The sequence below is a fragment of the Variovorax terrae genome, from assembly GCF_022809125.1.
Lineage (GTDB): Bacteria > Pseudomonadota > Gammaproteobacteria > Burkholderiales > Burkholderiaceae_C > Variovorax_A > Variovorax_A terrae.
The window spans coordinates 876,213-901,520 of sequence record NZ_JALGBI010000001.1 but is presented as its reverse complement, the minus strand read 5'-3'; the positions used below and the strand labels follow the sequence as shown (position 1 = coordinate 901,520).

Below are 25,308 nucleotides of genomic sequence, written 5' to 3'. Positions count from 1 at the left end.
GCAAGGGAGGCTCTGGCCGCGCTGCGGTACCATGGCCGCCCTGCCCCGTGCCGCGCCATGACCGCTCCTTCCGTCCCGCCTGCCCCAACCCCGGCCCAGCCGCGCAACCCGCTGCACGGGCTCACGCTCGAAGCCATCGTCAGCGCGCTGGTGGCGCACTATGGCTGGGACGGCCTGGGCGAGCGCATCAACATCCGCTGCTTCACCAGCGACCCAAGCCTCGCGTCGAGCCTGAAATTCCTGCGCAAGACGCCATGGGCGCGCGAGAAGGTGGAAAGCCTTTACCTGTTCATGCTGCGTGACCTCAAGCGGAAGGCGGCGGACTCCGTTTGAAATGGGCGGTTGGTCTGCTCGTGGGTAATCGGGTTTCTGTTGGGGTCGGATCACCGATGTGCGTCCGGAGGGTTGATGTGACAGGTAGGTGTCGGCCCAGGAGCAACCGGTGGCGGATAGTGAAACGGACGCTTGACGTTGGAGTTAAGCGGCGGCGAAGCCGTCCGCCTTGAACGAAGGGTTAGGCGGCATGGCGATCGACCGTGATAGCGGGCGTGATTGCTTTGCGTGATGCGTAGTCGTGCAGCGCTGATTGGACCGTTGCCAACTCGCTAGGATCGAGAACGGTGCTATCGGCTGGGGGGTTCCACCGGTCGTTGATGACGAACTGAACAACCTCGCCACGTTTCCAACTGCCATATGCGCCGATGCTAACGGTGCGAGCACCAAAAGTGCACAACAGATGCTCCCGCCCGACAAGGCGAAAGGAAGGCCCGTTGCCACCTTGCGAGCGTTCTCCAAGCAAAGAGCGCATGCGGTCGAAGAGACTTGGCATTACGTGCCGCCTAACGCAAAGGCCAGCGGCAGCCATCGGCGGTCCGTTGGGCCGACCTGTTAAAGCTCATTTGGCCCCTCCAAAGACAAATATGATCATCAAACACCACGCCACAAAGGCAAACGTGTATGTCAACCACTTCCTTCGATGCGGACGCGCTGCTTCATCGACAAACCGGTCAGCATATGCGAATGGTCCGAGCAAGCCCGCCCACCACGGCGCCTTCGAACCACGCACTAAGGGAATGAAATGGCGGATAGACAAACCAAGAAGGACGGCCGGAATGCCGAAAAGCACTCCAGCGACAACGTAAGCAAGGACTTCCGCCATATGAGCTTTAACGTTCGACGTAAGGGACGTCTTGCGCCTTGGCGCAAGACGTCCCCTTGACGGAGGTGTTGGGCGTCACGGTCACGGCGCGTGAACCTGCTGCGAGGCCGATGCAATTGCAGCTACTGCGACAAGCTCGACCTGCAACCCAGGGGCGAGCTCTGCCTGGAAGCAGGCTCGCTGCGGCCAATGCTCTGCCTTTGACCCAATCCATTCCTGCCACAAACTGTCGAAGACGCTTCGCTTGGCAATGTCCGACAGAAGGACCTGCAACGACAAGATGTGTGTCTTGGCGGAGCCGGCCTCCTGCAAATGGGCTCCGAGCATTTGCAGACTCTCGGCTACTTGGGCCTCAAACGGCTGAGAGGGATCGCGGGCATTGGCAACGGCCCAGACCAATCCTGCACACGAAACGACGCGGCTACGCCCAGGAGCGGAACTTGGCCAGCGATCAACTTGCATTGGCTACGACCTTAGCATCAGAATTTGAATGACGCCCAACGAATAAAGTAAGCGGCTTGCCGTAGGCAAGTCCGCTTGACTGCCGGGTTAGCCAAAGATTTTAGATGTGGGAAGTGCGCCAAGTTTTGCATCTCCATAGGTTTTGACCACATGGGAAATGATGACCTGGTATCCATTGAGCCAATTCGCTTGTGCGGCCTTTGCCTCAAGATGCTTGGGGTGATGCATCAAGGCTTGTAATGCTTCCAGAGACTCCCAGTAGTAGACATTTGAAACCAAGCCAGTGCTTGGGTTCTCCCACGCATCTTCCCCAAGGTAGCCGGGGATTTCTTTTGCAGCCTTTGCGATGGCGTTATCGAGATTGTGGAATTCGTCGTCAAACTGCCGTTTCGCAAAAATGAACGTTGAGGAATACATGTTTTTTCGAATGATTTTGATGGTAATGAGCGGCTAGTAATGTATCTCGCAGAACCTGCGCAATAAACTGGCTGATGCGGGATATTCTGGACACTGAATCCTCTTGAAATTGGCTTGCAGTCTGAGTTTGCAGCCGCATCACTGTTTGAACATCCAAGTATAAAAATTCCGCGAAACCCGGCAGGCTTCAAGCAGACAAACTATAGCTTGCGAACAAGTGGCGCCAGGGCTTTTGAATGGGCATATTTTGGCCCTTCGGGCGTGCCATGTCGCACACCGCTGACCGCTATGCACCGTCCCCTCTGGGTCGAAAGCTGCCCGCCGCTTTTGGTGATCACCTCAGCTCTGCGACATGACCACGCACACCAGAATTGATGGTCACGGGTGACCATATCCCGCGCCAGGCCCGCCCCCGAGCCGCGACACGGAGCTCACCCCGTGAACGGATTAGCAAACACAAACATCATCGCAATGCCCACGCCAATCAGGAAGTTGGCGTCGATCAGCCCGGCCAGCAGGAACATCTTCACCTGCAGCGGCTCCATCAGCTCGGGCTGGCGCACCGCGCCGTCGAGGTAGCGCCCACCCATGACGCCGATGCCCAGGCAGGCGCCGATGGCCCCCAGGCCGATGATCAAACCGCAGGCGATGGCGATGGCGGCTACGTTGCTCATAATGCGCTCCTTCAAGTAAAAAAAAGTGGTATTGCCGCCATCATGGGCGCCGCCGCCGCGCAAGACAATGACGTCGCAGGTCATGTTCCAGCTCATCCACCACGACGACGCCCTGCTGGTGCTGGACAAGCCCGCCGGCCTGCTGGCCGTGCCCGGGCGCGGCCCCGACAAGCAGGACTGCCTCTCGGCGCGCGTGCAGCAGCACTGGCCCGACGCCCTGGTGGTGCACCGGCTCGACCAGGCCACCTCGGGCCTGGTGGTGATGGCGCGCGGCGCGGCGGCGCAGCGCCAGTTGAGCCTGGCCTTCGCCGGGCGCGAGGTTCGCAAGCGCTACGTGGCCGTGGTCAGCGGCCGCGTGGCGCCGCCTGCTGCCGATGACGGCTGGGGCGTGATCGATCTGCCGCTGATCGTGGACTGGCCGAACCGCCCGCGCAGCATCGTCGACCCGCAGCACGGCAAGCCCAGCGTGACGCGCTGGCGCGTGCTGGGCTACGACGCGGCGCTCGATGCCACGCGGCTGGCGCTGGAGCCCGTCACCGGCCGCTCGCACCAGTTGCGCGTGCACCTGCAGGCGCTCGGCCACCCGATCCTGGGCGACGCGCTGTACGCTGATGCCGCGGCGTTCTCGCAGGCCCCGCGGCTGCTGCTGCATGCCTGCGCGCTCGAGATTCCGCATCCCGTCACGGGGGCAATGCGGGCCTTCGCCAGCCCGGTGCCCTTTTAAGAACGTGTTTACGATCTGTATGGGGTCGCGTTGGGACGCAATCGGGATGAGTTGGCCGCCAACATCACGCCGCATGGGCTGATGCCCATGCAAGGGATTTGGTGGGCAAATCGCCCGCTCGCACAGCCGGTCGGCTGTGCGGCCGTGCGACGGCCCAAGGGGACGACGCCAACGCGACCGCGTTGGCGAGCGTCCCAACCCGAAGGGCAAGCGCCTTTTCGGGCGGTCTGCGGCGTTGCGCTGCTGGCCAATAGCCAGCTATTGGCGGCGCAGCGCGCCTTGCAGCCCATCCCGAAAAGACACTTGCGCGACCCCATACAGACCGTAAACACGTTCTATCGCTACAGTGAGCGCGATGCCCACCGCCGTCGAACTGCCCAAGGCCTACCGCCTGCTCAACCATGGCCCCACCGTGCTGGTCTCGTCCGCGCATGGCGGGCGCCGCAACGTGATGGCCGCCGCCTGGGCCATGCCGCTGGACTTCGATCCGCCCAAGGTGACGGTGGTGATCGACCGCCACACGCTCACGCGCGAGCTGGTCGAGGCCTCGGGCTGCTTTGCGCTCAGCCTGCCCACCCGCGCCCTGGCGGCGCAGACCCTCGCGCTCGGCACCGACAGCGGCAAATCCATGCCCAACAAGCTGGATGTCCACGCCGTGCGGACGTTTCCTGCTACAAAAATAGAAGCACCGCTGGTCGAGGGCTGCGTCGGCTGGCTCGAATGCCGCGTCATCGCCGAGCCGCAGGCCCAGCAGCGCCACGACCTGTTCCTCGGCGAGGTGGTGGCTGCCTGGGCCGACGAGCGCGTGTTCTCGAACGGGCGCTGGCATTTCGACGCAGCGCCCGACGCCCTGCGCACCCTGCACTACGTGGCCGGCGGGCAGTTCTTCGTCACCGGCGAGGCGCTCGACGCGCGACGCCATGACACCTGAACCGCTATCGATTCAATAGCATCCAATGACCGCTGCACCTGGACCTCCGGCACTTTTCACCCCAAAAACAGGACACCCACCATGACACAGCAGCTTTTCATCCTCACCGGCGCCTCGCGCGGCATGGGCCTGAGCCTGGCGCAGCAGCTGCTGCGGCCCGGCCACACCGTGCTGGGCCTGTCGCGCCAGCCCAATGACACGCTGGCCGCCGCAGCACAGGCCGCGGGCGCTACGCTGCTGCAATGGCCGCAAAACCTGGCCCGCACCGCCGAGGCCGCGGCGCGCCTGGAGCAATGGCTGGCGGCGCAGGACGGCAGCGCCTTCGTCGGCGGCGCCACGCTCATCAACAACGCGGGCGTGATCCCGCGCATCGGCCCGCTGGACGAAAGCGATGCCGCCGACATCGCCCACGCGCTGCGCGTCGGGCTGGAGGCGCCGATGCTGCTCACCGCCGCCTTCCTGCGCGCCACTCACGGCTGGGCCGCGCCGCGCAAGGTGCTCAACATTTCCTCGGGCCTGGGCCGGCGCGCCATGGCAGGCCAGGCCGGCTACTGCGCGGCCAAGGCCGGCATGGACCATTTCACGCACTGCGCGGCACTCGACGAAGCCCCGCGCCCGAACGGCGCCCGGCTCGTCTCGCTCGCGCCCGGCGTGATCGACACCGACATGCAGGCCCAGCTGCGCGCCGGCGACGAGGCGGGCTTCCCCGACCGGGCCAACTTCATCAACCTCAAGGAAAAAGGCCAGCTCAGCTCGCCTGCCGAAGCGGCGGAGCGCATCCTGGCCTACCTGGCGCGAGCCGATTTCGGCGCCAACCCGGTGGCCGACGTGCGGGATTGAGTAGATGCCCGGGGATGAACCCGGGCTTTGGCGCGCGCCGGCGGCGGGTTATTTCCAGAAGATGGCGCCGCCAGACACCGAGGTCGTGTTCATCGGCGCATCCTGTCCGATGACCGTGCCATTGCCCAACTGGCCGTTCGTGTTGAGGCCCCAGCAGCTCACCTTGCCGTCCGTGGACAGACTGCAGGTCTGATTGCCCCCGGCACTGACTGCGGCCACGTTCATCCATTTGGCCGCAATCAGGTCGATCACAGTGATGGGCAGGCTCCGGTCCACTGCGGTGTTGTCCCCCAGTTGGCCGGCTCCATTGGAGCCCCAGCAGCTCAGCCCGCCATCGCCCTTGACAACGCAGTTGTGATTCAGCCCCGAAGACAACGCCACCGCCCCCGACAAGCCGCTAACCGCCGTGGGCGCGGAGCGAGGCGAGGCGGTGCCATCGCCAATCTGGCCGTTGCCGTTGGCGCCCCAGCAGCTCACCGTGCCATCCGACTTGAGGGCGCAGGTGTGGTCGCTGCCGGCTCCCAGCGCGATCACGCGCGACAGGCCCGCGACGGCGGTCGGCGTATTGCGACTGGTGGCCGTGCCATCGCCGAGTTGCCCGCTGCCATTCTTGCCCCAGCAACTCACCCCGCCATCGGCCTTGAGGGCGCAGGAATGGCTCCAGCCCGACACCAGTTGCACCACGCCGGCCAGACCTGCAATCCCTGCGGCAGTGAAGTGGCTCGTATTCGTTCCGTCACCCAGCTGGCCATCGACGTTGGCGCCCCAGCAGCTGACCGTGCCGTCCGTCTTGACCGCGCACGTGTGATTGGCTCCCGGCGCTGCCGCCGCGACACCCGACAGGCCCGTCACCTGGACCGGGATGGACCGGTCCACGGTCGTGCCATCCCCCAGCTGGCCGGCGCTGTTGCCTCCCCAGCAATTGAGCGTGCGGTCGGCCTTGAGTGCACAGGCGTGCACGCCGATCGTCCCGGCCACCGAGATCACGTCGCTCAGCCCCAGAACCACCGTCGGGGTGGTGCGATTCGTCTGCGTGCCATCGCCCACCTGCCCGAAGCCATTGAGCCCCCAGCAGGCCACCGTGCCGTCGTTCTTGAGCGCGCAGTTGGTGGACAGGCCCGAGGCCAACGGCGTAGCCACCGTGACGACCTGGCTCGCCGTGCCGGCAGCACCGCTGGTCGTGGCCGCCAGGCTGGCCGTGAAGCTGCCCGGCCGGTACCAGACCTTCGGCGCGGGGTTGGTGCTGCCGTTGGCGCTGCCGTCGTTCCATTGCCAGTTGAACTGGCTGGCGGTGCCGCCCGACACCGTGGCGCTGTAGGTGTAGCTGCGGTTGGCCACGACGCGGGCCGGTGCCGTCAAGGCAACGCTCAGCGGCGTGGTGATGGCGTCCGGCGCGGCAACTCCTCCTGCACCTCCCCCACCCCCGCCGCCACAGGCGGCCAACGAAGAAACCAAGGCGAACGGCAGCGCAAAGCGCCAGAAATGTGGTGCAGTCAAGATGATGAGCCTCCCTCAAGGCGACAGGATGGTGGTGCGGCGCCAACGCACCTGATGATGGGCGCCCCAGGATTCTAGGAAAGGCGTTCGTGCGCCGATCCTAGGGACATCCATGAGGCGCCGAGGCGCTCAATACACCTCGGGCACCACGATCTCGGGCGGCACCGGGCGGCGCACGTAGTCTTCGTGGCGCTCGCGCTCGGGCAGCACGATGCTCGGGTGCTCAGTGTCCTGGTAGGGCATCTGCTGCAGCAGGTGATGGATGCAGTTCAGCCGCGCCTTCTTCTTGTCTACCGCCTGCACCACCCACCACGGCGCCTCGGCGATGTGGGTGCGCTCCAGCATGATTTCCTTGGCCTTGGTGTATTCCTCCCAGCGCCGGCGCGATTCGAGGTCCATGGGGCTGAGCTTCCACTGCTTGAGCGGGTCGTGGATGCGGCCGAGAAAGCGCAGGTGCTGCTCGTCGTCCGAGATCGAGAACCAGTACTTGATGAGTTGGATGCCCGAGCGCACCAGCATCTTCTCGAACTCGGGCACGGTGCGGAAGAACTCCTCGTACTGCTCGTCGGTGCAAAAACCCATCACGCGCTCGACGCCCGCGCGGTTGTACCAGCTGCGGTCGAACAGCACCATCTCGCCGGCCGCCGGCAAATGCGACACGTAGCGCTGGAAATACCACTGCGTGCGCTCGCGGTCGTTCGGCGCGGGCAGCGCCGCCACGCGGCACACCCGCGGATTCAGCCGCTGCGTGATGCGCTTGATCACGCCGCCCTTGCCCGCCGCATCGCGCCCCTCGAACAGGATCACCACCTTGTGCCCCGTGCCCACCACCCAGTCCTGCAGCTTGACCAGTTCGGCCTGCAGGCGGAACAGCTCACGGAAATACTGGCGCCGCGCCTCCTTGTGGTGAACATCCTGCCCTGGCGGCACCTCGCCCGTGAGCTCGGCCACGGTGCGGTCCTCCAGCTCCATCTCCAGCTCTTCGTCATAGCTGTCGATCAGATCGCGGTGGATCCGCCGCATCAACTCCTCGTCGCTTGAATTCATGTCAAATCACTCCTGTGGCGTCAATCCACCGTAGCACGCCTGCATGGCAGCTTGATGACTCTGGCAAACCGGCGACAGACCACTTTGCCTTCGGCGGCTAGACTTCGTCCGACAAGCCCAAGGAGACCCTCCCCATGCCCCTGCTCGACGGTATCCGCGTGCTGGATTTCGGCCGCTTCATCGCCGGCCCCTACTGCGCCGCCCTGCTGGGCGACCATGGCGCGGACGTGATCCGCATCGAGCGCGTGGAGGGCGGCGAGGACCGCTATGTGCCGCACGTGGCCGAGAGCGGCGAAGGCGGCCTGTACCTGCAGATGAACCGCAACAAGCGCTGCCTCACGCTCGATCTCGCCAGCGACGAGGGCCGCGCCATCGTGCGGCAGCTGGTGCCCACCGCCGACGTGGTGGTGGCCAACCTGCCGCCCGCCACGCTGCGCCACCTGGGGCTGGACTACGCCACGCTCAGCGCGCTGAACCCGCGCCTCGTGCTCACCGTGGCCACGGCCTACGGCGCGAGCGGCCCCTACAGCCAGCAGCCTGGCTTCGATTCGGTGGGACAGGCGCTGAGCGGCGCGATGCACATGTCGGGCCTGCCCGACGCGCCCGTGCGCGCCAGCGTCAACTACGTGGACCTGCACACCGCCCAGGCCTGCGCCATGGGCACGCTGGCCGCGCTGTGGGCGCGCGAGCGCACGGGGCGCGGCCAGCTGGTGGAGGGCTCGCTGCTGCGCTCGGGCCTGATCCACGGCAACACCGTGTTGATCGAGCAGGCCGTGAAGGCGCCGAACCGCGTGCCGCAGGGCAATCGCGGCTACCTCGGCGCGCCGGGCGACGTGTTCCGCACGCAGACCGGCTGGCTGGTGGTGCAGGCGGTCGGGCAGGCGATGTTCGATCGCTGGTGCGAGATGCTGGACCGCGCCGACCTGAAGGCCGATCCGCGCTACGCCAGCGACGAGTTGCGCGGGCTGCACAGCGCCGACATCAGTGCCCTCATGTCGGCCTGGTGCGCCGAGCGCACGCGCGACGAGGCGGTGGCGGCGCTGGCCCGCGCGCGCATTCCCGCCGCGCCGGTGCTCAGCCCGCAGCAGGCCCTGGACGACCCGCACATCCAGGCCGCCGGGCTGCTGCCGATGCGCCCCTATGGCGACACCCGCTACCCGCTGGCGCCGCACCCGGTGGACCTGTCGGACACGCCCGCGGGCTTTCACCGCCCGGCGCCGCAGCTGGGCGAGCACACGGACGAGATCCTGCAGGAACTGGGTTACGACGCCGCCGCCATCGCGGCGCTGCGCGAGCGCGGCGTGGTCTGAAGAAGGTTGCGCGCGGCTGCCTCAGCCACGCACCACCAGCACCGGCAGCGTGGTGTGCGACAGCAGGCGCTGCGTCACGCTGCCCAGCAGCAGCTTCTCGATGCCGTGGCGCCCGTGCGAGCCCATGATGACGAGGTCGACCCCCATCGACGTGGCGGCGTCGAGAATGCCCTCGTGCACCACATGCCCTTCGATCACGCGCCGGTCGCAGCCCAGCCCGGCCGCCTCGATCGCCTCGGCGGCGACGGACAAGGCCTGGTTCGCGCTGGCGGTGGCAGCGGCCATGTACTCGTTCTGGCCCAGCGCGTAGTCGGCGCCGATGCCGACGAAGGGATAGTGGTCGAGCACGTTGACCACCGTGATCTTGCTGCCAAAGGCCTGGGCCAGCGCCACGGCCTTGTCCACGGCCAGCAGGGCCGTGCCGGAGCCATCCACAGGAACAAGTATGTGCTTGAACATGATGCACCTCCTGCCATCGACTGTAGTCCGCCCGCCTTGCGGTGGCAAGGCGCGCCGTGTAGGACGGCACGCCGCCTTGCGGGCCGCGCTCAGGCCGGTGCGGCACCGTAGGCGCGCTGCGCCAGGGCCTGCGCCAGCACCGCCGCCGGGTCGACCAGCGCGAGCCCGTCCACCCCCGGTACCTGCGTCAGCGCCAAGGGGATTTCGGTGCAGCCCAGCACCAGCGTGGCCAGGCCATGGCGCTCGACCAGGTCGCGCGCCACGGCGGCAAAGCACTGCTGCGCCAGCGCCAGGTCGCCGGCCTTCACGCCGTCGTAGATGCCGCGCATGAGCAGTTCGCGTTCGCCGCGCTGCGGCACATGGCAGCGCAGGCCGGCCTGCGCCATCGCCTGCGCGTAGAGCCCCGAACGGTAGGTGCCTTCGGTGGCCAGCAGGCCAACCTCGCGCACGCCGCGGGCGGCCAGCGCCTGCGCCACCTCGCGCGCCATGTGCAGCAGTTCGACGCCGGGGAAGCGCGCCTGCAGCTCCCCGTGCCAGGCATGGGCCGTGTTGCAGGCGATGGCCACGCTGCGCGCGCCCAGCGCCGCCAGCCGCCCCAGGGCCTGCAGCAGGGGCTCCAGCGGCTGGTGGCCGCCGGCACCGGGCTGCTGCAGCGCGGCCGTGCGGTCGGGCACGGGCACCTGGGCCAGCCAGTGCTCGGGAAAGGACTGGTCGCACGGCGGCAGGTGCAGCGCGCGCACCTGCTCGGCGCAGGCCTGCACGAAGTGGCGCAGGAAATCCACCCCCGCGGCCGGCCCCATGCCGCCCAGGATGCCGACCGTGAGGGTACGGGGGGGAGCCTGCATGATGGATGCCTGCGCCATGCGCCTCAATTGGCCGGCTTGTCGCTGGGCGACCTGAGGTTGTCGCGCAACTGAGGGCTCATCGGCAGATTCAGCGCCACCCCCTTGGGCGCAATCGGCGCCATGAACCACTTGGTGTACAGCCGCTCGAACTCGCCGCTCTTCATCAGCCCGATGATCGTGTCGTCCACCAGCTGCTTGAAGGCTGCATCGTCCTTGCGCAGCATGCAGGCATAGGGCTCCACCTGCAGCGACTCGCCCACCACGTCGAACTCGCCCGGGTTCTTGGCGTTGGCCTTGAGCCCGAACAGCAGGATGTCGTCCATCGCGAAGGCCGCCGCGCGGTCGGTCTCCACCAACAGGAAAGCGTCGGCGTGGTCCTTGCCCAGCAGGATGTCGAAGTTCAAGCCCTTCTCGGCGCTGTACTTGCGGATCACCTGGTAGTTGGTGGTGCCGGTGGTGGTGGCCACCTTCTTGTTGGCGAGGTCGGCGTAGTCCTTGACGCCCGAGCTCTTCTTCACCAAGAGGCGCGTGCCGGTGTAGAAGTGGTTGATGGCAAAGGCCACGTCCTTGGCGCGCGCGGTGTTGTTGGTGGTGGAGCCGCATTCCAGGTCCACCGTGCCGTTGACGACCAGCGGGATGCGGTTTTGGGAGGTGACGGCCAGGTACTCGACCTGCAGGGCGGGCTTGTTGAGCTTCTTGCGGGCGGCCTCGACCACGGCGTTGGCAAGCTCGACCGAGAAGCCGATGGGTTTGCCGGGGCCGTCCAGGTAGCTGAAGGGCACGGACGATTCGCGGTAGGCGAGCACGATCTTGCCGCTGTCGGCGATCTTGGACAGGGTGTCGGCGCCGGCCGTGCCGGCTGCGGCCAGGCTCGCGGCCAGCAGCACAGCGGCCCGCAACGTGGATGCTTTCATGGGGGACCTTTCGTCGTTCGATGTTGGGAATCGCAGTGTAGAAAGCGCCCCGCCCCCCGCGCCAATTCATTTTGCGGCGCGGCCCATAACCAAAACTCATGGGGCTGCGCCGCTCGCGCCGCCCCATAACGCGGCGTCATGGCGCATGGCGCGATCGGCATTTTTCAAACCTGCGGCAGGCGCCTACAGTGCCCCCTCGACAGGAGAGCATCGATGCATATCTGCGTATTCGGGGCCGGCATCGCCGGCCTGGCCGCGGCCTATGAACTGCAGCGCGAAGGCCACGAGATCACCGTGGTCGACCAGGCCGCGCCCGGCAGCGGCGCCAGCGCGGGCAACGGCGCCCAGCTCAGCTACTCGTACGTGCAGCCGCTGGCCGATCCCTCGCTCTGGCGCCAGCTGCCGCGGCTGCTGCTGGCCGCCGATTCGCCGCTGAAGCTGCGGCCCCGGCTGGACCCGGCGCAATGGGCCTGGGGCCTGCGTTTTCTCGCGGCCTGCCAGGCGCACCGTTCGCGCCGCACCACCGCCCTGCTGCTGCAGCTCGCCGCCGAAAGCCGCGAGGGCTTCGAGCAGATGCTGCGTGCCGAGCGGCTCGACTGCGACTTCAGCACCACCGGCAAGCTGGTGCTGTACCGCGATGCGGCGGCGCTGGCCGCGGCGCGCCGGCAGGTGGCGCTGCAGCAGGCCCTGGGCAGCCGCCAGGAGGTGGTGACGGCCGAGCGCTGCCTCGAGATCGAGCCGGCGCTCGGCCACAGCGCGCATGCGATCGCCGGGGCCGTCCACACCCCCAGCGAATGCGCGGCCGACTGCCGCATGGTCTGCGCCGGGCTTGCGCAGGTGCTGCGCCAGCGCGGCGCGCGCTTCGAGCTGGGCGCGCGCATCGGCGGGCTGGTGCGCGATGGCCGGCGCATCGCCGCGGCGCGCACCGACCGGGGGGATCTCGAAGCAGACGCCTTCGTCGTCTCGCTGGGCCACGCCTCGGCCGCGCTGGCGCGCGCGCAGGGCCTGCCCCTGCCGGTCTACCCGCTCAAGGGCTACAGCATCACGCTGGCGCTGGAGCCGGCACAGGCGGACGCCGCGCCGCGCGTGAGCATCACCGACAGCGCGCGCAAGGTGGTGTTCGCACGCCTTGGCACGCGCCTGCGGGTGGCCGGCATGGCCGAGCTGGGGGGCGACGAGCGCGCCATTCCGGCGGCCCGCATCGACTCGCTCAGGGCCGCCACGCAGGCCTTGTTCCCGCAGTGCGGACACCCGGCCGACGTCCAGCCCTGGGCCGGCCTGCGCCCGGCCACGCCGACCGGGCTGCCGGTCACGGGCCGGCTGGCCGGCGCTCCCGGCAACCTGCTGTTCCACACCGGGCATGGCGCGCTGGGCTTCACGCTGGCCTTCGGCACGGCGCGGCGGCTGGTCCGGCTGCTGGACGGCGCGCCGGCGCCCGGCCTCAGGCCGGCTTGAGCACGGCCTGCTGCACGCAGCGCACGAAGGCCTCGGCCGCCACCGAGCCCGGCCGCGCCGCCGGCCGCAGGGCCTTGATCGGCACCGGGATCAGCGGCTCCAGCCGCAGCACGTCCACCCGCGTGCGGTCGGCCGACACGGCGGTGCAGTCGTCCACCAGCGCCGCGCCCAGGCCATGGTGCGCCAGCGCCAATGCGGCGTGGTAGGTCTGCACGGAGATGTCCGAGCGCAGGCCCACGCCGGCCTCGCGGCAGGCCTGGTTCAGGCTGGTGCCCACGGGGTCGCGCACGTCGAGGCCGATCACCGGCGTCTGCGCCAGCTCGGCCAGCGACACCGCGCCCTGGCGCACCAGGCGCGCCGGCAGCAGCCCCTTGGGCACGATGCAGGCCATGCGGCCGTCGGCCAGGTGCTCCTGCACCAGCGAGGGATGGGCCACCGGGCTGAACACGAAGCCGACGTCGGCCTCCTGCAGCACCAGCGCCGAGATGATCTGCGGCGAATGCAGGGACTCGATCGTGATGAGCACCTCGGGATGCCGGGCGCGGAACTGCTGGATCGCGCGCGGCAGGATCTCGTAGCTCAGCGCCAGCACCGTGAGCACGCGCAGCTCGTTGGCGCTGCGGCCGGCGCGCAGGTTGGCCGCCAGCCGCTGCACCTCGTCGAGCTGGGCGAACAGCCGCTCGATGTGCGGGTACAGCGTCAGCGCCTCGGTGGTCGGCGCCAGCCGCCCCTTGGTGCGCTGGAACAGCGCGAAGCCGAGCTGGATCTCGGCATGCTGCAGGATGCGGCTCACGGCGGGCTGCGTCACGTTGATCAGGCGCGCCGCGCCGCTCACGCTGCCGGTGAGCATGACCGCGTTGAAAACCTCGATGTGGCGCAGCCGCATCAGGGGCTCCGGCCGGCGTGGCCCGCCGTCGCTATCAAATCAATAGCAAACAATATCCAGGGGACAAGGACATTCGGCATGAAAGACACTCAATCCGCGCCCTGGAAGCCGCCGGCGCGGTAGGTCAGCACCAGGGTGTCGCGGTGGGCGCCCTCGGCGATCGGCTGGATCGGGGTGGACTCGTGGATCACGCGCTCGTCGTCCAGCAGCAGCAGGGTCCAGGGCTCGGTCATGGTGAAGCGCTGGCCGTTCGGGCCGGCGGCCTCGAACACGCGGGTCTCGCCGCCCTTGATGCCCACGCGGTTCACCAGCAGCACGGCCACGAGGTCGACGCCGTCGCGGTGCGCGCCCTCGGGCGTGGGCCGGCCGATGCCGTCGGTGGTATCGATGCGGAACTGGTGCGCCTCCACATACCAGGGCCGGGGCCCCTTGAGCGCGGAGGCCACCTGCCCCAGCGCCAGCAGCAGCTGCTGCCAGGCCGGCAGCGCCGCGCTCGCGGCGTGCATCGGCTCGAACCAGCGCTGCATGCCGCCGTGCAGGGCGTTGTATTCCACCGGCTGCCAGTGCGCGCGGTGGGCCGATGGCGTCACGCGCCCGTCTTCGAGCACGAAGCAGGCGTGGCGCCGGCGCCGGTAGCGGCCGCCGTCCTTGAGGTAGGCGTCGGGCGGCAGGTCGTCCCAGTCGGCGCGCAGCGCATCGAGCGCGTCCAGCGGGCAGCCCGCCAGCTCGCTCACGCCCTGCGGGCTGAGCACGGCGTAGCCTTGCTGGCGCAGCAGGGCAACGAGTTGGTCGGGAGAGGCGAAGAAAGGGATCAGCGTGGCGGTGGTCATGGTGTGCGGGCCGGCCCGGGCGCCGCCGGAGCGGACGGGGTCCGGTCGGCAACGGGCAACAGGCCGTAGCTTACCGCGGCTGCGGCCGCAAAGCCGGCCCCGGCCTCGGGCCCCGGTTCGCGGTCTCTCAGGCCTCGACCTTCACGCCTTTCCAGAACGCGACGCGGCCCTTGACCATCTCGGCCTCGGGCTTGGGGTCGGGGTAGTACCAGGCGGCGTCGGTGTTCATCTCGCCGTTGACCAGCAGCGAGTAGTAGCTGGCCTGGCCCTTCCACGGGCAGGTGGTGTGGTGGTTGCTGAAGGTGACGTAGTCGCGGTTGAGCGAGGCTTCGGGGAAATAGTGGTTGCCTTCCACCAGCACGGTGTCGTCGCTTTGCGCGACCACCGCGCCGTTCCAGATTGCTTTCATGAGGGCTCCTTCTCGAGCATCAGTTGTCGGGGGCCTGCAGCCAGTGCAGGCTGAACAGGTGTTGCGGATCGGTCCACACTGGCCCGGGCCGGAAGCCCGCCTGCGCCGCCAGGGCGCGCAGGCCGTCGAGGGTGAACTTGTACGAGTTCTCGGTGTGCAGCGAATCGCCTTCGGCGAACTCGAAGCATTCGCCGCACAGCGCCACCTTCTGCCGCCGCCGGCTCACCAGGTGCATTTCGATGCGCCGCAACGGGGCATTGTAGAAGGCGCTGTGGCTGAACTGCGCGAGGTCGAAGCGCGCGCCCAGCTCGCGGTTGGCGCGCGCCAGCAGGTTGAGGTTGAAGGCCGCCGTCACGCCCTGCGCGTCGTTGTAGGCCGCATGCAGCACGGCCGGGTCCTTGACCAGGTCGGCCCCGAGCAGCAGCGCGCCGCCGCGCAGCACGCGCGCGGCCAGCCGCAGGAACTGCAGCGCCTCGTCGGGCGTGAAGTTGCCGATGGTGGAGCCGGGGAAGAAACCCACGCGCTGCCCGCCGCCGGCCGCGGGCGCCGGCAGCGTGAGGCCGCGGGTGTAGTCGGCCGCCACCGGCAACACGTCCAGCGCGGGATAGTCGGCCCGCAGCGAGGCGGCGGCGGCGCCCAGGTGCTCGGCCGAGATGTCGATCGGCAGGTAGCGCGCGGGCCGCTCCAACGCGTCGAGCAGCAGGCGCACCTTGGCGCACGAGCCGGCGCCGAACTCGACGATCTCGGCGCGCCCGCCAATTTGCGCCGCGATGTCGGCCGCGTGCGTGCGCAGGATGGCGCGCTCGGTGCGCGTGGGGTAGTACTCGGGCAGCTCGCAGATGCGGTCGAACAGCGCCGAGCCGGCCGCATCGTAGAAGTACTTGGGCGAGATGCTGCGCGGCGTGGCGGCCAGGCCGGCCATGAGGTCGTGCGCGAAGCCGCCCGCCTCGCCGTCGGCCTCGAACGCTTCGGCGTCGATCAGGGAGCGGGTCAGCATGCGCCGTCCCGCGCCAGGCGCAGGCCTGAGAACTGCCAGCGCGCGCCGGGCGGAAAGAAGTTGCGGTAGCTCGGCCGCGTGTGGCCCGCCGGCGTGGCGCAGCTGCCGCCGCGCAGCACCAGCTGCCCCACCATGAACTTGCCGTTGTATTCGCCCACGGCGCCGGCCAGCGGGCGAAAACCCGGGTACGGGTCGTAGGACGAGCGCGTCCACTGCCACACGTGGCCGCTCATCTGCGTCAGGCCCTCGGCGCCATGGGCCGCCTCCCATTCGGCCTCGGTGGGCAGGCGCGCGCCGGCCCACTCGGCATAGGCGGCCGCCTCGTAGAAGCTCAGCTGGCTGACCGGCGCCGCGGGGTCGAGCGGCCGCACGCCGTGCAAGCCGAACACCTGCCAGTGCGGCGCCGCGGCGCGCGGATCGCCGGGCTCGATCCAGTAGGCCGGCGCGCGCCAGCCGCCGGCCTGCACCGCGGCCCAGCCGTCGGACAGCCACAGCGCGGGCCGCTGGTAGCCGCCGTCGGCGATGAACTGCGCGTACTCGCCGCAGTTCACCAGCCGGTCGGCCAGCTGGTAGGGCGCCAGCAGCACGGCGTGGCGCGGGGTTTCGTTGTCGAAGGCGAAGCCGGGCCCGGCATGCCCCTGCATCACGGTGCCGCCCGGCAGCGCCAGCCAGCGCAGCGCGGGCGCGGTGGCGGCCAGCCGCAGCGCCGGCGCCTCGGCGGGCCGCCACGCGGGCAGCAGCGGGTTGCACGAGAGCGCGTGCAGCAAATCAGTGACGATCAGCTCCTGGTGCTGCTGCTCGTGGTGCAGGCCCAAGGTCAGCAGCGGCTGCGCCGCCGCCCAGGCGGCCTCGTCGCTGTCGGCGATGAAGCGCTGCACGGCCTCATCGACATGGGCGCGGTAGGCCTGCACCTCGGCCAGCGTGGGGCGCGTGAGCAGGCCGCGCTGCGGGCGCGGATGGCGCGGGCCCAGGGCTTCGTAGTAGGAGTTGAACAGGTAGAAGAAGCGCTCGTCGAACGGCCGGTAGCCCGGCACATGCGGCTGCAGCACCACGGCCTCGAAGAACCAGCTGGTGTGCGCCAGATGCCACTTGACCGGGCTGGCGTCGGGCATGGACTGGATGCACTGGTCTTCGGCCGAGAGCCCGGCGGCCAGCGCCAGGCTGTGCGCGCGCACCTCGGCATGGTGCTGCGCCGCCTGCTCGCGCGGCGGCCGGGAACGGGGATGTGCCTGGGTGGGCGACGGAATCGCAGACATGCGGCAAGCCTCCTGGTGGTGCCCGGCTGCTCCGGTTTTGCCGCGGCAAGACAGGGCGATCAGGCATGGGTCGCAACCCCTCCTGATTTATTACAGCACAAGACGGTGTCGGATTCCGTCAGGAGCCTGGGCGCCCATTGCAAGCAAATGCAAAGGGGCCCCCGCCTCTCAACCCTCCAGGCTAATCTTCGCTTCCTCGATGATGCGGGCGTAGCGCGCGGCTTCCGAGCGCAGGTAGGTGCCGAACTGCTCGGCCGAGCCGGCCTGGGCCACGATGCCGCCCTTGGCGAAGGCCTCCTTCACGGCCGGCGCCGCCAGCGCCTTGTTGACCTCGGCGTTGAGCTGCTGCACCAGGGCATCGGGCGTGGCCGCGGGCGCCAGCAGGCCGTTCCAGGAGTTGGACTCGATCAGCGTGCCCTGCTCGGCCAGCGTCGGCACGTCGGGCGCAAACACCGAGCGCTGGCGCGTGGCCATGCCGATGGCCACCAGCTTGCCGGCGCGGATGTGGGCGGCGAATTCGGGCCAGTTGCCGAACATCATGGTGAGCTGGCCGCCCAGCAGGTCGTTGAGCGCGGGCGCCTGGCCCTTGTAGGGCACGTGCACGGCCTGCACGCCGGCGGCGCTGCGCAGCAGCTCGCCCGAGAGATGGGCCGAGGTGCCGTTGCCGAAGGAGCCGTAGCTGAGCTTCTCGCTGCGCGAGAGCTGGGCCAGCTCGCGCAGCGTGCGCGCCTTGACCGAGGGGTGGACGGCCAGCACGTGCTCCGACAGGCCCATCAGGCCGACCGGGCGCAGGTCCTTGAAGGTGTCGTAGGGCAGCTTGCGGATCAGCGTGTGGTTGACGGTGAAGCTGTTGGCCACGCAGGTCAGCGTGTAGCCGTCGGGCGCGGCCTTGGCGCCGGCGTCCACGCCGATCACCGTGCCGGCGCCGGGCTTGTTCTCCACCACCACGGGCTGGCCCAGGCTGCGGCCCATCTCCACCGCGACCAGGCGCGACACCACGTCGGTGGTGCCGCCGGGCGTGAAGGGCACGATGATGCGCAGCGGCCGCGTGGGAAAGGACTGGGCCCGGCTACCGGTGGCGGCCAGGGCGAAGGCGGTGAGTGCGAGGGCGTCGCGACGGTTCATGGCGGAAGTCTCCGGTAATTTATTTCATATATTAAACAATACCGCCGCCCTCCGGCCACGCCCGCGGCGCGGCGGCACCCGGCCAGGCCGTCGAACGCTACCAATTCAATAGCATGAAATGACCGCTGGACCTGGACCTCTGGCCGATTTGACTCAAAATCAGAGCGCCTGGCGGCCCAGAGCGCCGCTGATGCGCCGCACCAGCCATTTCGGCGTGCTGCGCGAGGCCAGCATGGCCGCGCGGTTGATCACGCCGGGCACGCAGATCACCTCACCCTTCATGCAGGCCTCGAAGCCCTGGCGCGCCACGTCGTCCACGTCGCCGATCAGGAAGCCCGGGATGCGGCCGAGCTGCGCATTGGCCTCCCGCGCCGAACTCAGCATGCCGGTGGCGGTGATGCCGGGGCACAGCGCGGTGACGCTGACGCCGCTGCCCTGCAGCTCCTCGGCCAGCGACTCGGTGAGCGACAGCACGTAGGCCTTGCTCGCCGCGTAGGTGGCCAGCGTGGGCACGGGCTGGAAGGCGGCGATCGAGGCCACGTTGAGCACGCGCCCGGCGCCGCGCGCCGCCATCGGCGGCACGAACTGCGCCAGCATCGCCGTCAGGCCCGAGATGTTGAGATCGATGATCTGCTGCTGGGCCGCCGGCGCCATGCGCGCGAAGGCGCCCTGCTCCAGCACGCCCGCGTTGTTGACCAGCACGTCCACCGCGCGGCGGCGCCGCTTCAGGGTGGCGGCCAGCGCGGCGGCGGCGCCGGGCTGCGACAGGTCGGCCGGCTCCACCCAGGCCCGCACGCCGTGCCGCGCCGCCAGGGCCTGCGCGAGCGCCTGCAGCTTGTCGGCGCTGCGCGCCACCAGCACCAGATCGTGGCCGGCCTGGGCGAAGCAATGCGCCAGGGCCTCGCCGATGCCGGACGAGGCGCCGGTGACGAGGGCCACCGGGCGCGGCGTGGAAGTGGGGGCGGAAGCGGGCATGGGGAGTCTCCTCGGGGCGGTCGGGCCAGGCGGCCATTGCAACATAGAGGCGGCACTCTGGAAAGCTGTCGCTTGCGCTACCCTGCGCACCGCGGGCCGCCGCTACGATGGCCCGCTGGCTTCAATTTCACCGGATTCCCGGTTCGCAGGAGACTCTCATGACCGCACTCGCCTCCCTCACCAACCACCAGGTCCGCCTGGCCCAGCGCCTGGTGGGCGCGCCCACGCGCGACAACTGGAGCTTCACCACCGAACCGGTGCAGGAACCCGCCGAGGGCGGCGTGCTGGTCAAGACGCTGGCGCTCTCGCTCGACCCCGCCATGCGCGGCTGGATGAACGAGGGCAAGAGCTACATCCCGCCCGTGGGCATCGGCGAGGTGATGCGCGCCGGCGGCATCGGCCGCGTGGTGGCCTCGAAGAACCCGGCGTTCGCCGTGGGCGACACCGTCTCGGGCGGCCTGGGCGTGCAGGAGTACCTGCTGATTCCGCAGGACCAGATCAACCGCAACGGCCTGTTCAGGATCGACCTGCGCGCCGGCAGCCTGACGCAGTGGCTCAACGTGCTGGGCATGCCGGGCATGACCGGCTACTTCGGCCTGATGGACGTCGGCCAGCCCAAGCCGGGCGAGACCGTGGTGATCTCGGGCGCGGCCGGCGCGGTGGGCCAGACCGTGGGCCAGATCGCCAGGATCAAGGGCTGCCGCGTGGTCGGCATCGCCGGCGGCCAGGCCAAGTGCGACTGGGTGGTCAAGGAGCTGGGCTTCGACGCCTGCATCGACTACAAGGCCGGTGACGTGAAGGCCGGCCTCAAGGAACACTGCCCCAAGGGCGTGGACGTCTACTTCGACAACGTGGGCGGCGAGATCCTGGACGCGGTGCTGGCGCGCTTGGCGCGCGGCGCGCGCATCATCATCTGCGGCGCCATCAGCCAGTACAACAACACCACGCCGGTGCAGGGCCCGAAGAACTACCTGAGCCTGCTGGTCAACCGCGCGCGCATGGAAGGCATCGTGGTGTTCGACTACGCCGACCGCTACCCCGTCGCGGTGGCCGAGATGGCCGGCTACCTCAAGGACGGCCGCATGAAGAGCCGCGAGGACGTGGTAGCGGGCGGCGTCGCCGCCTTCCCCGAAGCGCTGGCCAAGCTGTTCACCGGCGAGAACTTTGGCAAGCTGGTGCTGCAGGTCGCCAGCGAGTAGGCCTCAGCTCAGTCGTCGTGGCCGCGGCGGCCGTGGCCCCGGCCATGCCCGCCGTGGCCCTGCTCGTCCTCGCGCCCGCGCCATTTGCCGCGCCGCTCGTCCACCTTCACGAAATAGACCGGCTGGCCGCAGGCGTTGTAGCGCGCGCAGTGCTTGGCCCAGTGCTTCTGGTGGCCTGGCGGCACGTACAGGTAGACCGGCTGCTGCGGCACCATCACCGGCGGATGCGTGATGATGACCGGCTGCGGGTAGTACACGGGCGGCGGCGGCGCATTGCCGATGTCGATGCGCCCGTACACGCCAGGCGCCAGCGCGCCGCCGACGGTGGCGTTGACATAGGGCTGCGCCTGGGCCGCCGTGGCCGCCAGCAGGGCCAGGCCGGCAGCGGCCAGGAGGTTGCGGGTGTTCGTCTTCATGGGGAATCTTTCTGTCAGGGCCAAGCCTGGATGGGAAGTGCCTCATTTGTAACCAGCGCAGCGGATACACGGCGTAGGCCGATGTGACAAGCGTAAGAAAGATCTGTCCTACAGCGCGGCTCAGGCACCGCCCTGCGGCTTGGGGCCACGGCAACGGGAAACAGGCCCGGGCCTGCCGCGCCACGCATCCAGCGCGCTCAGTCCAGCACCACCACATGGCCCTGGAGCGGGTCGGTGCGGCCGGCGTGCAGGTCGCCGATCAGCGCCTGCGCCGCCTCGAAGCCGCGGTGCTCCACCACCTGCATCCAGGGCGCGCCCGCATCGCCCACGCGGCGGATGAAGGCCAGCTGCGCCTCGTTGAACCGGCGGTTGACCTCGGCATGGCCCCAGTCGGCATTGCGCTTGCGGATCTGCACTGGCGCGAAGTAGAACGCCGGCGCCGGCCCGGGCAGCCCGGTGTCGCGCAGGAAGTTCGTGTTGCCGGCCGAGCCCGCGAAGCAGTCGTAGACCAGGGCCTCGCCGAAGTGGCGGTGGACTCTTTCGCGCAGCGCTTCATCGCCCGAGAAATCCACGTACAGCGTGGGCGCGTGCGGGTCGATCGCCTCCAGCGCGTCGTAGCCCACGGTGCGGTGGTAGCAGCCCAGGCCCTCGACGAAACCCTGGTGGCGCGGCGAAGTCAGCGCCACGCGCTCCACCTCGGGCGCCGATTGCAGGCAGAACGCCGTGCCGTAGGCCGTCTTGCTCGACGCGCTGGACAGCACCAGCCGCCGGGCGCCGAAGAACCCGTTGTCCTGCAGGAAATCCGCCAGCATGAACGAGGTGATGAACAGCGGCCGCACCAGCATCTGGTAGTTCTCGTCGGCCGCGCGGTAGGCCGGGTCGGCGCTGCAGCGGGTGTACTGGTTGTAGGCCGAAGTCAGCGCCAGGCGGTGCGGCGCGCCGTCGTAGAAGCCGCGCTCGGTGACGCGCACGGGCTGCATGCGCAGGTGGCTGGCTACGGGCCAATAGCCGTAGAAGCGCTCGCCTACCTCCACGCCCGGCACGCTGGAGGCCGCGACGTCGGCGAAGCCCCAGACCGGCATGTGGCCCCAGTCGGCCTCGGGCGTGGGAAAGAAGTTCCAGTACTGCATCGCGTCGCCGAAGGCGGCGTAGGTGATGTTGTTGGTGGTCACGGCCACGCGCCGGATCTTCAGCAGCGCCTCGCCCTCGGCCAGCGGCGCCAGCGCGCCGGTCTCGATGCGGGTGTGATTCAATGCGTTCTTGCGGGTGAACAGCCGGGTCAGTGAGGTCATTGGCGCGTCTCCAGGGGTGACAGATCGGGGTGAATCGAATGTATGTCGGCAGGCTCTCGGGCGGGTTCGGAAAGCGGCGGCCATGAGCACGGCCCCCGCCCGCGCCGCCCGCACGCCTGCGGCCAAGCCCCTGAAGCGGCCCTCGCAGGCCCGCGCCCGGTTCACCGTGCAGGCCATCTACGACGCCTTTGTTCGGATTTGGCAGCGCGACGGCTGGGAGCGCCTGACCACGCGCGCCGTGGCGCTGGAAACCGGCATCTCGGTCGGCACGCTGTACGACTATTTCCCGAACAAGACGGCGCTGCTGTCGGGCTACGTGCGGCACAGCGTCGACGTGCTGCTGGCCGAGATCGAGCGGCAGGCGGTGCAGCCCGCCGGGCTGGCGTGGCCGCAGCGTGTGCGGACGCTGGTGCGGCTGGCCTGCGGCGTCGAGGCGCCCGAGTTGCCCTGGTTCCACCCCGGCATGCTCACGCTCGAAGCGCAGATCGCCGAGCCCAAGCACCACCGCCGCGTGCACGAGGAACTGCTGGCCGCCTGGGGCCGCGTGCTCGATGCCTGCACCGACCTGCCCGCCCGGCCCTCGCGCGACACGCTGCAGGCGCTGCACCTCGCGGTGTGGGGCGGGCGGCGCTATGCGCTGCTGGTTGGGCTGCAGGCGCAGGAAGCCGGCCGCTGGGCCGCGCAGATGGAGCGCTGCTGCCTCGCCGCGCTGCAGGCGCCCGAGGATCCGGCGCTGCGTATCATCGCGGCATGACAACGCCTGCCCCCACGCACCGCCCCCATGTCGTGATCATCGGCTGCGGCTTCGGCGGCCTGGAAGCGGCCCGGGCCCTGCGCGACGCCCCCGTGGACGTGACCCTGATCGACCGCACCAACCACCACCTGTTCCAGCCCCTGCTGTACCAGGTGGCCACCGCCGGCCTGTCGGCGCCCGCCATCGCCGCGCCGATCCGCCACCTGTTTCGCCGCCAGGACAACGTGACCACGCTGCTGGGCGAGGTCACCGGCATCGACGCGGCGGGCCGCCAGGTGCACCTGAAGGACGGCTCCGCGCTGGCCTGGGACCACCTGATCGTGGCGGCCGGCGCCACGCACAGCTACTTCGGGCGCGACGACTGGGCGCCGCTGGCGCCCGGGCTCAAGACGCTGGACGATGCGTTCGAGATCCGCCGGCGCATCCTGCTGGCCTTCGAGGCCGCCGAGAAGGAACCCGACGCCGAGCGCCGCGCCGCCTGGCTCACCTTCGTGGTGGTCGGCGCCGGGCCGACCGGCGTGGAAATGGCCGGCACGCTGGCCGAGATCGCGCGCCACACGCTGCCCGGCGAATTCCGCCACATCGACCCGGCCAGCGCCAGCATCCTGCTGGTCGAGGGCGGCCCGCGCGTGCTGCAGGCCATGCCCGAAGGCCTGAGCCAGCGCGCCCGCGAGCAACTGGAGAAGCTCGGCGTGGAGGTGCGGCTCAACGCCCGCGTCAGCGCCATCGACGCCGCCGGCCTGGAGGTCCAGACCGGGCAAGGTCCAGGCGGGGCGGACGCGAGCAGCTACAGAATCAATAGCAAATGCATCATCTGGGCGGCCGGCGTGGCGGCCTCGCCGCTGGGCCGGCTGCTGGCCCGCGCCATCGGCAGCGAGGAAGCCCAGGCGCTGGACCGCGCGGGCCGCATCCGCGTGCAGCCCGACCTGAGCCTGCCCGGCCACCCCGAGATCAGCGTGATCGGCGACCTCGCCGCGGCCCAGAGCCATGCGCCGGGCCGCGAGCCGCGGCCCGTGCCCGGCGTGTCGCCGGCGGCCAAGCAGATGGGGCGCGCCGCGGCGGCCAACCTGCTGCGCCGCCTGCGCGGCGAGGCCGGCCTGCCGTTTCACTACAGCGACTACGGCAACCTCGCCACCATCGGCCGCAATTCGGCCGTGGTGGACCTGAGCTCGCCGCTCGGGCCGTTCCGGTTCAGCGGCTACTTCGCCTGGCTGTTCTGGCTGTTCGCCCACGTGTATTTCCTGATCGGCTTTCGCAACCGACTGGTGGTGCTGATCGACTGGGCCTCGGCCTACTGGAGCGCGCAGCGCTACGCGCGCGTGGTCACGGGGGTGGAGCTGCCCGGGCCGCCCGGCGAAACGCCGCCTTAGCCAACCTGGCGGGCGTGTCCAGAGCGCGTGTCAGGGCGCGGCCGGCGGGTCACTCTGGTAGCGCGGCAGCCGCGCGCCGCAGTGCATGCAGTAGCGCGCCTCGGGCTGGTGCCCTTCGGTCAGGCATTCGTGGCAGGTGCGCGTGGTGGGCGGGCGCGCCTGGCGCCGCACCGTCATCTCAGCCGTGACGATGCCGGTGGGCACGGCCAGCGTGCCCCAGCCCAGCAGCATCATGACGGAGGAGATCAGCCGCCCCAGGTCGGTCTTGGGCGTGATGTCGCCAAAGCCCACCGTGGTCATGGTGGTGATGGCCCAGTAGACCGAGGTGGGAATGTTGACGAAGCCGTGCGCCGGCCCCTCCACCACGTACATCAGCGTGCCCATCACCAGCACCACCATCAACACCACCGACAGGAACACCAGGATCTTGCGCCGGCTCGCCGCCAGCGCGCTGCCGAGCATCTGGTACTCGGCCACGTAGGCCGTGAGCCGGAAGATGCGGAACATGCGCAAAAGCCGCAGGATCCGCACGTCGATCAGCGCGTGCGCCTCGGGCATCAGCAGCGCAAGGTAGGTGGGCAGCACGGCCAGCAGGTCCACGATGCCGAAGAAGCTGGTGGCATAGCGCCAGGGGTGGCGCACGCAGCTCAGGCGCGCGATGTACTCGATCGTGAACATCAGCGTGAACGCCCATTCGGCCACCTCGAAGCCCAGGTGAAAGCGCTGGTGCAGGGTCTGCACGCTGTCGGCCACCACCACCGCCACGCTCAGCAGCACGACGGCGATCAGCCACTGGTCGAACAGGCGGCCGGCGCGCGTGTCGGCCTCGAAGATGATGGTGTAGAGCTTCAGGCGCCAGCCGGCGAGCGGCTTGCCCAGGGTGTCGGGTGGTGCGGGCAGCATGGGCTCAGAGGCTGAGAGTGAATTGAACGTGGTCGAGCAGGCCCCGCAAGCGCCCCCAATCAAGGCGCAAAGCACAGCCGTAGCTCGGGCTACGGCGCGCATTTGCAACGCCGAGTGGGGGTGTTTGAGGGGGATGAGCGGCCATGGGCGATTTGCTCTCAG

The 25,308-nt window shown here is 69.3% G+C and carries 27 protein-coding genes; 9 read left to right on the top strand and 18 right to left on the bottom strand.

Features of this window, described 5'->3' with window-relative positions:
* Positions 1 to 57: 57 nt before the first annotated feature.
* A complete protein-coding gene (locus MMF98_RS04190; protein WP_243304629.1) occupies positions 58 to 333 on the top strand; it encodes a VF530 family protein in 276 nt (91 codons plus the stop codon).
* 907 nt (positions 334 to 1,240) lie between these two features.
* Here MMF98_RS04190 and MMF98_RS23785 read toward each other — a convergent pair.
* From MMF98_RS23785 to atpE, 3 genes are all read right to left on the bottom strand, one after another.
* A complete protein-coding gene (locus tag MMF98_RS23785) occupies positions 1,241 to 1,621 on the bottom strand; it encodes a Rid family hydrolase (protein ID WP_423837557.1) in 381 nt (126 codons plus the stop codon).
* Positions 1,622 to 1,708: 87 nt separating this feature from the next.
* Positions 1,709 to 2,038 (bottom strand): antibiotic biosynthesis monooxygenase family protein, encoded by a 330-nt coding sequence (locus MMF98_RS04185; RefSeq protein ID WP_243304628.1) that lies wholly within the window; start codon positions 2,036 to 2,038, stop codon positions 1,709 to 1,711.
* A 431-nt stretch (positions 2,039 to 2,469) separates the two neighbouring features.
* The gene (atpE, locus tag MMF98_RS04180) at positions 2,470 to 2,712 is read right to left on the bottom strand and encodes a F0F1 ATP synthase subunit C (RefSeq protein WP_243307294.1); all 243 of its coding nucleotides are present in this window, start codon (positions 2,710 to 2,712) and stop codon (positions 2,470 to 2,472) included.
* Between the two features lie 82 nt (positions 2,713 to 2,794).
* Here atpE and MMF98_RS04175 point away from each other — a divergent pair, with 82 nt between their 5' ends.
* From MMF98_RS04175 to MMF98_RS04165, 3 genes are all read left to right on the top strand, one after another.
* Positions 2,795 to 3,436 carry an RluA family pseudouridine synthase gene (locus MMF98_RS04175; protein WP_243304625.1) on the top strand — a complete coding sequence of 214 codons (642 nt, stop codon included), beginning with the start codon at positions 2,795 to 2,797 and terminating at the stop codon, positions 3,434 to 3,436.
* Between the two features lie 355 nt (positions 3,437 to 3,791).
* Positions 3,792 to 4,367, top strand: a complete 576-nt coding sequence (locus MMF98_RS04170) for a flavin reductase family protein (RefSeq protein ID WP_243304624.1) — start codon at positions 3,792 to 3,794, stop codon at positions 4,365 to 4,367.
* 81 nt (positions 4,368 to 4,448) lie between these two features.
* On the top strand, positions 4,449 to 5,207 hold the full coding sequence (locus tag MMF98_RS04165) for an SDR family NAD(P)-dependent oxidoreductase (RefSeq protein ID WP_243304622.1): 759 nt from the start codon (positions 4,449 to 4,451) through the stop codon (positions 5,205 to 5,207).
* A gap of 48 nt (positions 5,208 to 5,255) precedes the next feature.
* Here MMF98_RS04165 and MMF98_RS04160 read toward each other — a convergent pair whose 3' ends face one another.
* On the bottom strand, positions 5,256 to 6,704 hold the full coding sequence (locus MMF98_RS04160) for an RCC1 domain-containing protein (RefSeq protein WP_243304619.1): 1,449 nt from the start codon (positions 6,702 to 6,704) through the stop codon (positions 5,256 to 5,258).
* A 129-nt stretch (positions 6,705 to 6,833) separates the two neighbouring features.
* Complete coding sequence (gene ppk2 / locus MMF98_RS04155; protein ID WP_243304616.1) at positions 6,834 to 7,751, bottom strand: polyphosphate kinase 2; 918 nt, start codon at positions 7,749 to 7,751, stop codon at positions 6,834 to 6,836.
* A 134-nt stretch (positions 7,752 to 7,885) separates the two neighbouring features.
* Here ppk2 and MMF98_RS04150 point away from each other — a divergent pair, with 134 nt between their 5' ends.
* The gene (locus tag MMF98_RS04150) at positions 7,886 to 9,061 is read left to right on the top strand and encodes a CaiB/BaiF CoA transferase family protein (protein ID WP_243304614.1); all 1,176 of its coding nucleotides are present in this window, start codon (positions 7,886 to 7,888) and stop codon (positions 9,059 to 9,061) included.
* A 21-nt stretch (positions 9,062 to 9,082) separates the two neighbouring features.
* On the opposite strand, the gene MMF98_RS04145 is transcribed toward MMF98_RS04150, so the two are convergent.
* From MMF98_RS04145 to MMF98_RS04135, 3 genes are all read right to left on the bottom strand, one after another.
* Positions 9,083 to 9,520 carry a universal stress protein gene (locus MMF98_RS04145; protein ID WP_243304612.1) on the bottom strand — a complete coding sequence of 146 codons (438 nt, stop codon included), beginning with the start codon at positions 9,518 to 9,520 and terminating at the stop codon, positions 9,083 to 9,085.
* Positions 9,521 to 9,609: 89 nt separating this feature from the next.
* Positions 9,610 to 10,365 (bottom strand): aspartate/glutamate racemase family protein, encoded by a 756-nt coding sequence (locus MMF98_RS04140; protein WP_243304610.1) that lies wholly within the window; start codon positions 10,363 to 10,365, stop codon positions 9,610 to 9,612.
* A 23-nt stretch (positions 10,366 to 10,388) separates the two neighbouring features.
* Complete coding sequence (locus tag MMF98_RS04135) at positions 10,389 to 11,279, bottom strand: transporter substrate-binding domain-containing protein (RefSeq protein ID WP_243304608.1); 891 nt, start codon at positions 11,277 to 11,279, stop codon at positions 10,389 to 10,391.
* A gap of 213 nt (positions 11,280 to 11,492) precedes the next feature.
* Between MMF98_RS04135 and MMF98_RS04130 the strand changes: the two genes are divergently transcribed.
* On the top strand, positions 11,493 to 12,734 hold the full coding sequence (locus tag MMF98_RS04130) for a D-amino acid dehydrogenase (RefSeq protein ID WP_243304606.1): 1,242 nt from the start codon (positions 11,493 to 11,495) through the stop codon (positions 12,732 to 12,734).
* On the opposite strand, the gene MMF98_RS04125 is transcribed toward MMF98_RS04130, so the two are convergent.
* From MMF98_RS04125 to MMF98_RS04095, 7 genes are all read right to left on the bottom strand, one after another.
* Positions 12,721 to 13,620, bottom strand: coding sequence for a LysR family transcriptional regulator (locus MMF98_RS04125; protein WP_243304604.1), 900 nt, complete (start codon positions 13,618 to 13,620; stop codon positions 12,721 to 12,723). The genes MMF98_RS04130 and MMF98_RS04125 overlap by 14 nt on opposite strands.
* A gap of 89 nt (positions 13,621 to 13,709) precedes the next feature.
* Complete coding sequence (locus tag MMF98_RS04120; protein WP_243304602.1) at positions 13,710 to 14,450, bottom strand: 2OG-Fe dioxygenase family protein; 741 nt, start codon at positions 14,448 to 14,450, stop codon at positions 13,710 to 13,712.
* A gap of 127 nt (positions 14,451 to 14,577) precedes the next feature.
* Positions 14,578 to 14,859: a DUF427 domain-containing protein gene (locus tag MMF98_RS04115; protein WP_243304600.1), complete on the bottom strand. Its 282-nt coding sequence runs from the start codon at positions 14,857 to 14,859 to the stop codon at positions 14,578 to 14,580.
* Between the two features lie 19 nt (positions 14,860 to 14,878).
* The gene (gene egtD, locus MMF98_RS04110; RefSeq protein ID WP_243307293.1) at positions 14,879 to 15,781 is read right to left on the bottom strand and encodes an L-histidine N(alpha)-methyltransferase; all 903 of its coding nucleotides are present in this window, start codon (positions 15,779 to 15,781) and stop codon (positions 14,879 to 14,881) included.
* 68 nt (positions 15,782 to 15,849) lie between these two features.
* Positions 15,850 to 17,112: an ergothioneine biosynthesis protein EgtB gene (gene egtB, locus MMF98_RS04105; RefSeq protein WP_243304598.1), complete on the bottom strand. Its 1,263-nt coding sequence runs from the start codon at positions 17,110 to 17,112 to the stop codon at positions 15,850 to 15,852.
* A 168-nt stretch (positions 17,113 to 17,280) separates the two neighbouring features.
* Entirely contained in the window at positions 17,281 to 18,237 is a 957-nt protein-coding gene (locus MMF98_RS04100; protein WP_243304596.1) for a tripartite tricarboxylate transporter substrate binding protein, read from the bottom strand.
* Between the two features lie 159 nt (positions 18,238 to 18,396).
* Positions 18,397 to 19,212 (bottom strand): SDR family NAD(P)-dependent oxidoreductase, encoded by an 816-nt coding sequence (locus MMF98_RS04095; protein ID WP_243304594.1) that lies wholly within the window; start codon positions 19,210 to 19,212, stop codon positions 18,397 to 18,399.
* A 158-nt stretch (positions 19,213 to 19,370) separates the two neighbouring features.
* Here MMF98_RS04095 and MMF98_RS04090 point away from each other — a divergent pair, with 158 nt between their 5' ends.
* Entirely contained in the window at positions 19,371 to 20,411 is a 1,041-nt protein-coding gene (locus MMF98_RS04090; protein ID WP_243304592.1) for an NADP-dependent oxidoreductase, read from the top strand.
* Positions 20,412 to 20,419: 8 nt separating this feature from the next.
* Here the strand turns inward: MMF98_RS04090 and MMF98_RS04085 are convergent, their stop codons facing one another.
* Both MMF98_RS04085 and MMF98_RS04080 read right to left on the bottom strand, forming a co-directional pair.
* On the bottom strand, positions 20,420 to 20,827 hold the full coding sequence (locus MMF98_RS04085) for a hypothetical protein (RefSeq protein ID WP_243304589.1): 408 nt from the start codon (positions 20,825 to 20,827) through the stop codon (positions 20,420 to 20,422).
* A 197-nt stretch (positions 20,828 to 21,024) separates the two neighbouring features.
* Positions 21,025 to 22,119, bottom strand: a complete 1,095-nt coding sequence (locus MMF98_RS04080) for a DUF2855 family protein (RefSeq protein WP_243304586.1) — start codon at positions 22,117 to 22,119, stop codon at positions 21,025 to 21,027.
* Positions 22,120 to 22,201: 82 nt separating this feature from the next.
* Between MMF98_RS04080 and MMF98_RS04075 the strand changes: the two genes are divergently transcribed.
* Both MMF98_RS04075 and MMF98_RS04070 read left to right on the top strand, forming a co-directional pair.
* Complete coding sequence (locus MMF98_RS04075) at positions 22,202 to 22,873, top strand: TetR/AcrR family transcriptional regulator (protein WP_243304584.1); 672 nt, start codon at positions 22,202 to 22,204, stop codon at positions 22,871 to 22,873.
* Positions 22,870 to 24,243, top strand: a complete 1,374-nt coding sequence (locus tag MMF98_RS04070) for an NAD(P)/FAD-dependent oxidoreductase (RefSeq protein ID WP_243304580.1) — start codon at positions 22,870 to 22,872, stop codon at positions 24,241 to 24,243. Before MMF98_RS04075 ends, MMF98_RS04070 begins: the two co-directional genes overlap by 4 nt.
* A 30-nt stretch (positions 24,244 to 24,273) precedes the next feature.
* Here the strand turns inward: MMF98_RS04070 and MMF98_RS04065 are convergent, their stop codons facing one another.
* Complete coding sequence (locus tag MMF98_RS04065; RefSeq protein ID WP_243304579.1) at positions 24,274 to 25,146, bottom strand: ion transporter; 873 nt, start codon at positions 25,144 to 25,146, stop codon at positions 24,274 to 24,276.
* Positions 25,147 to 25,308: the final 162 nt, after the last annotated feature.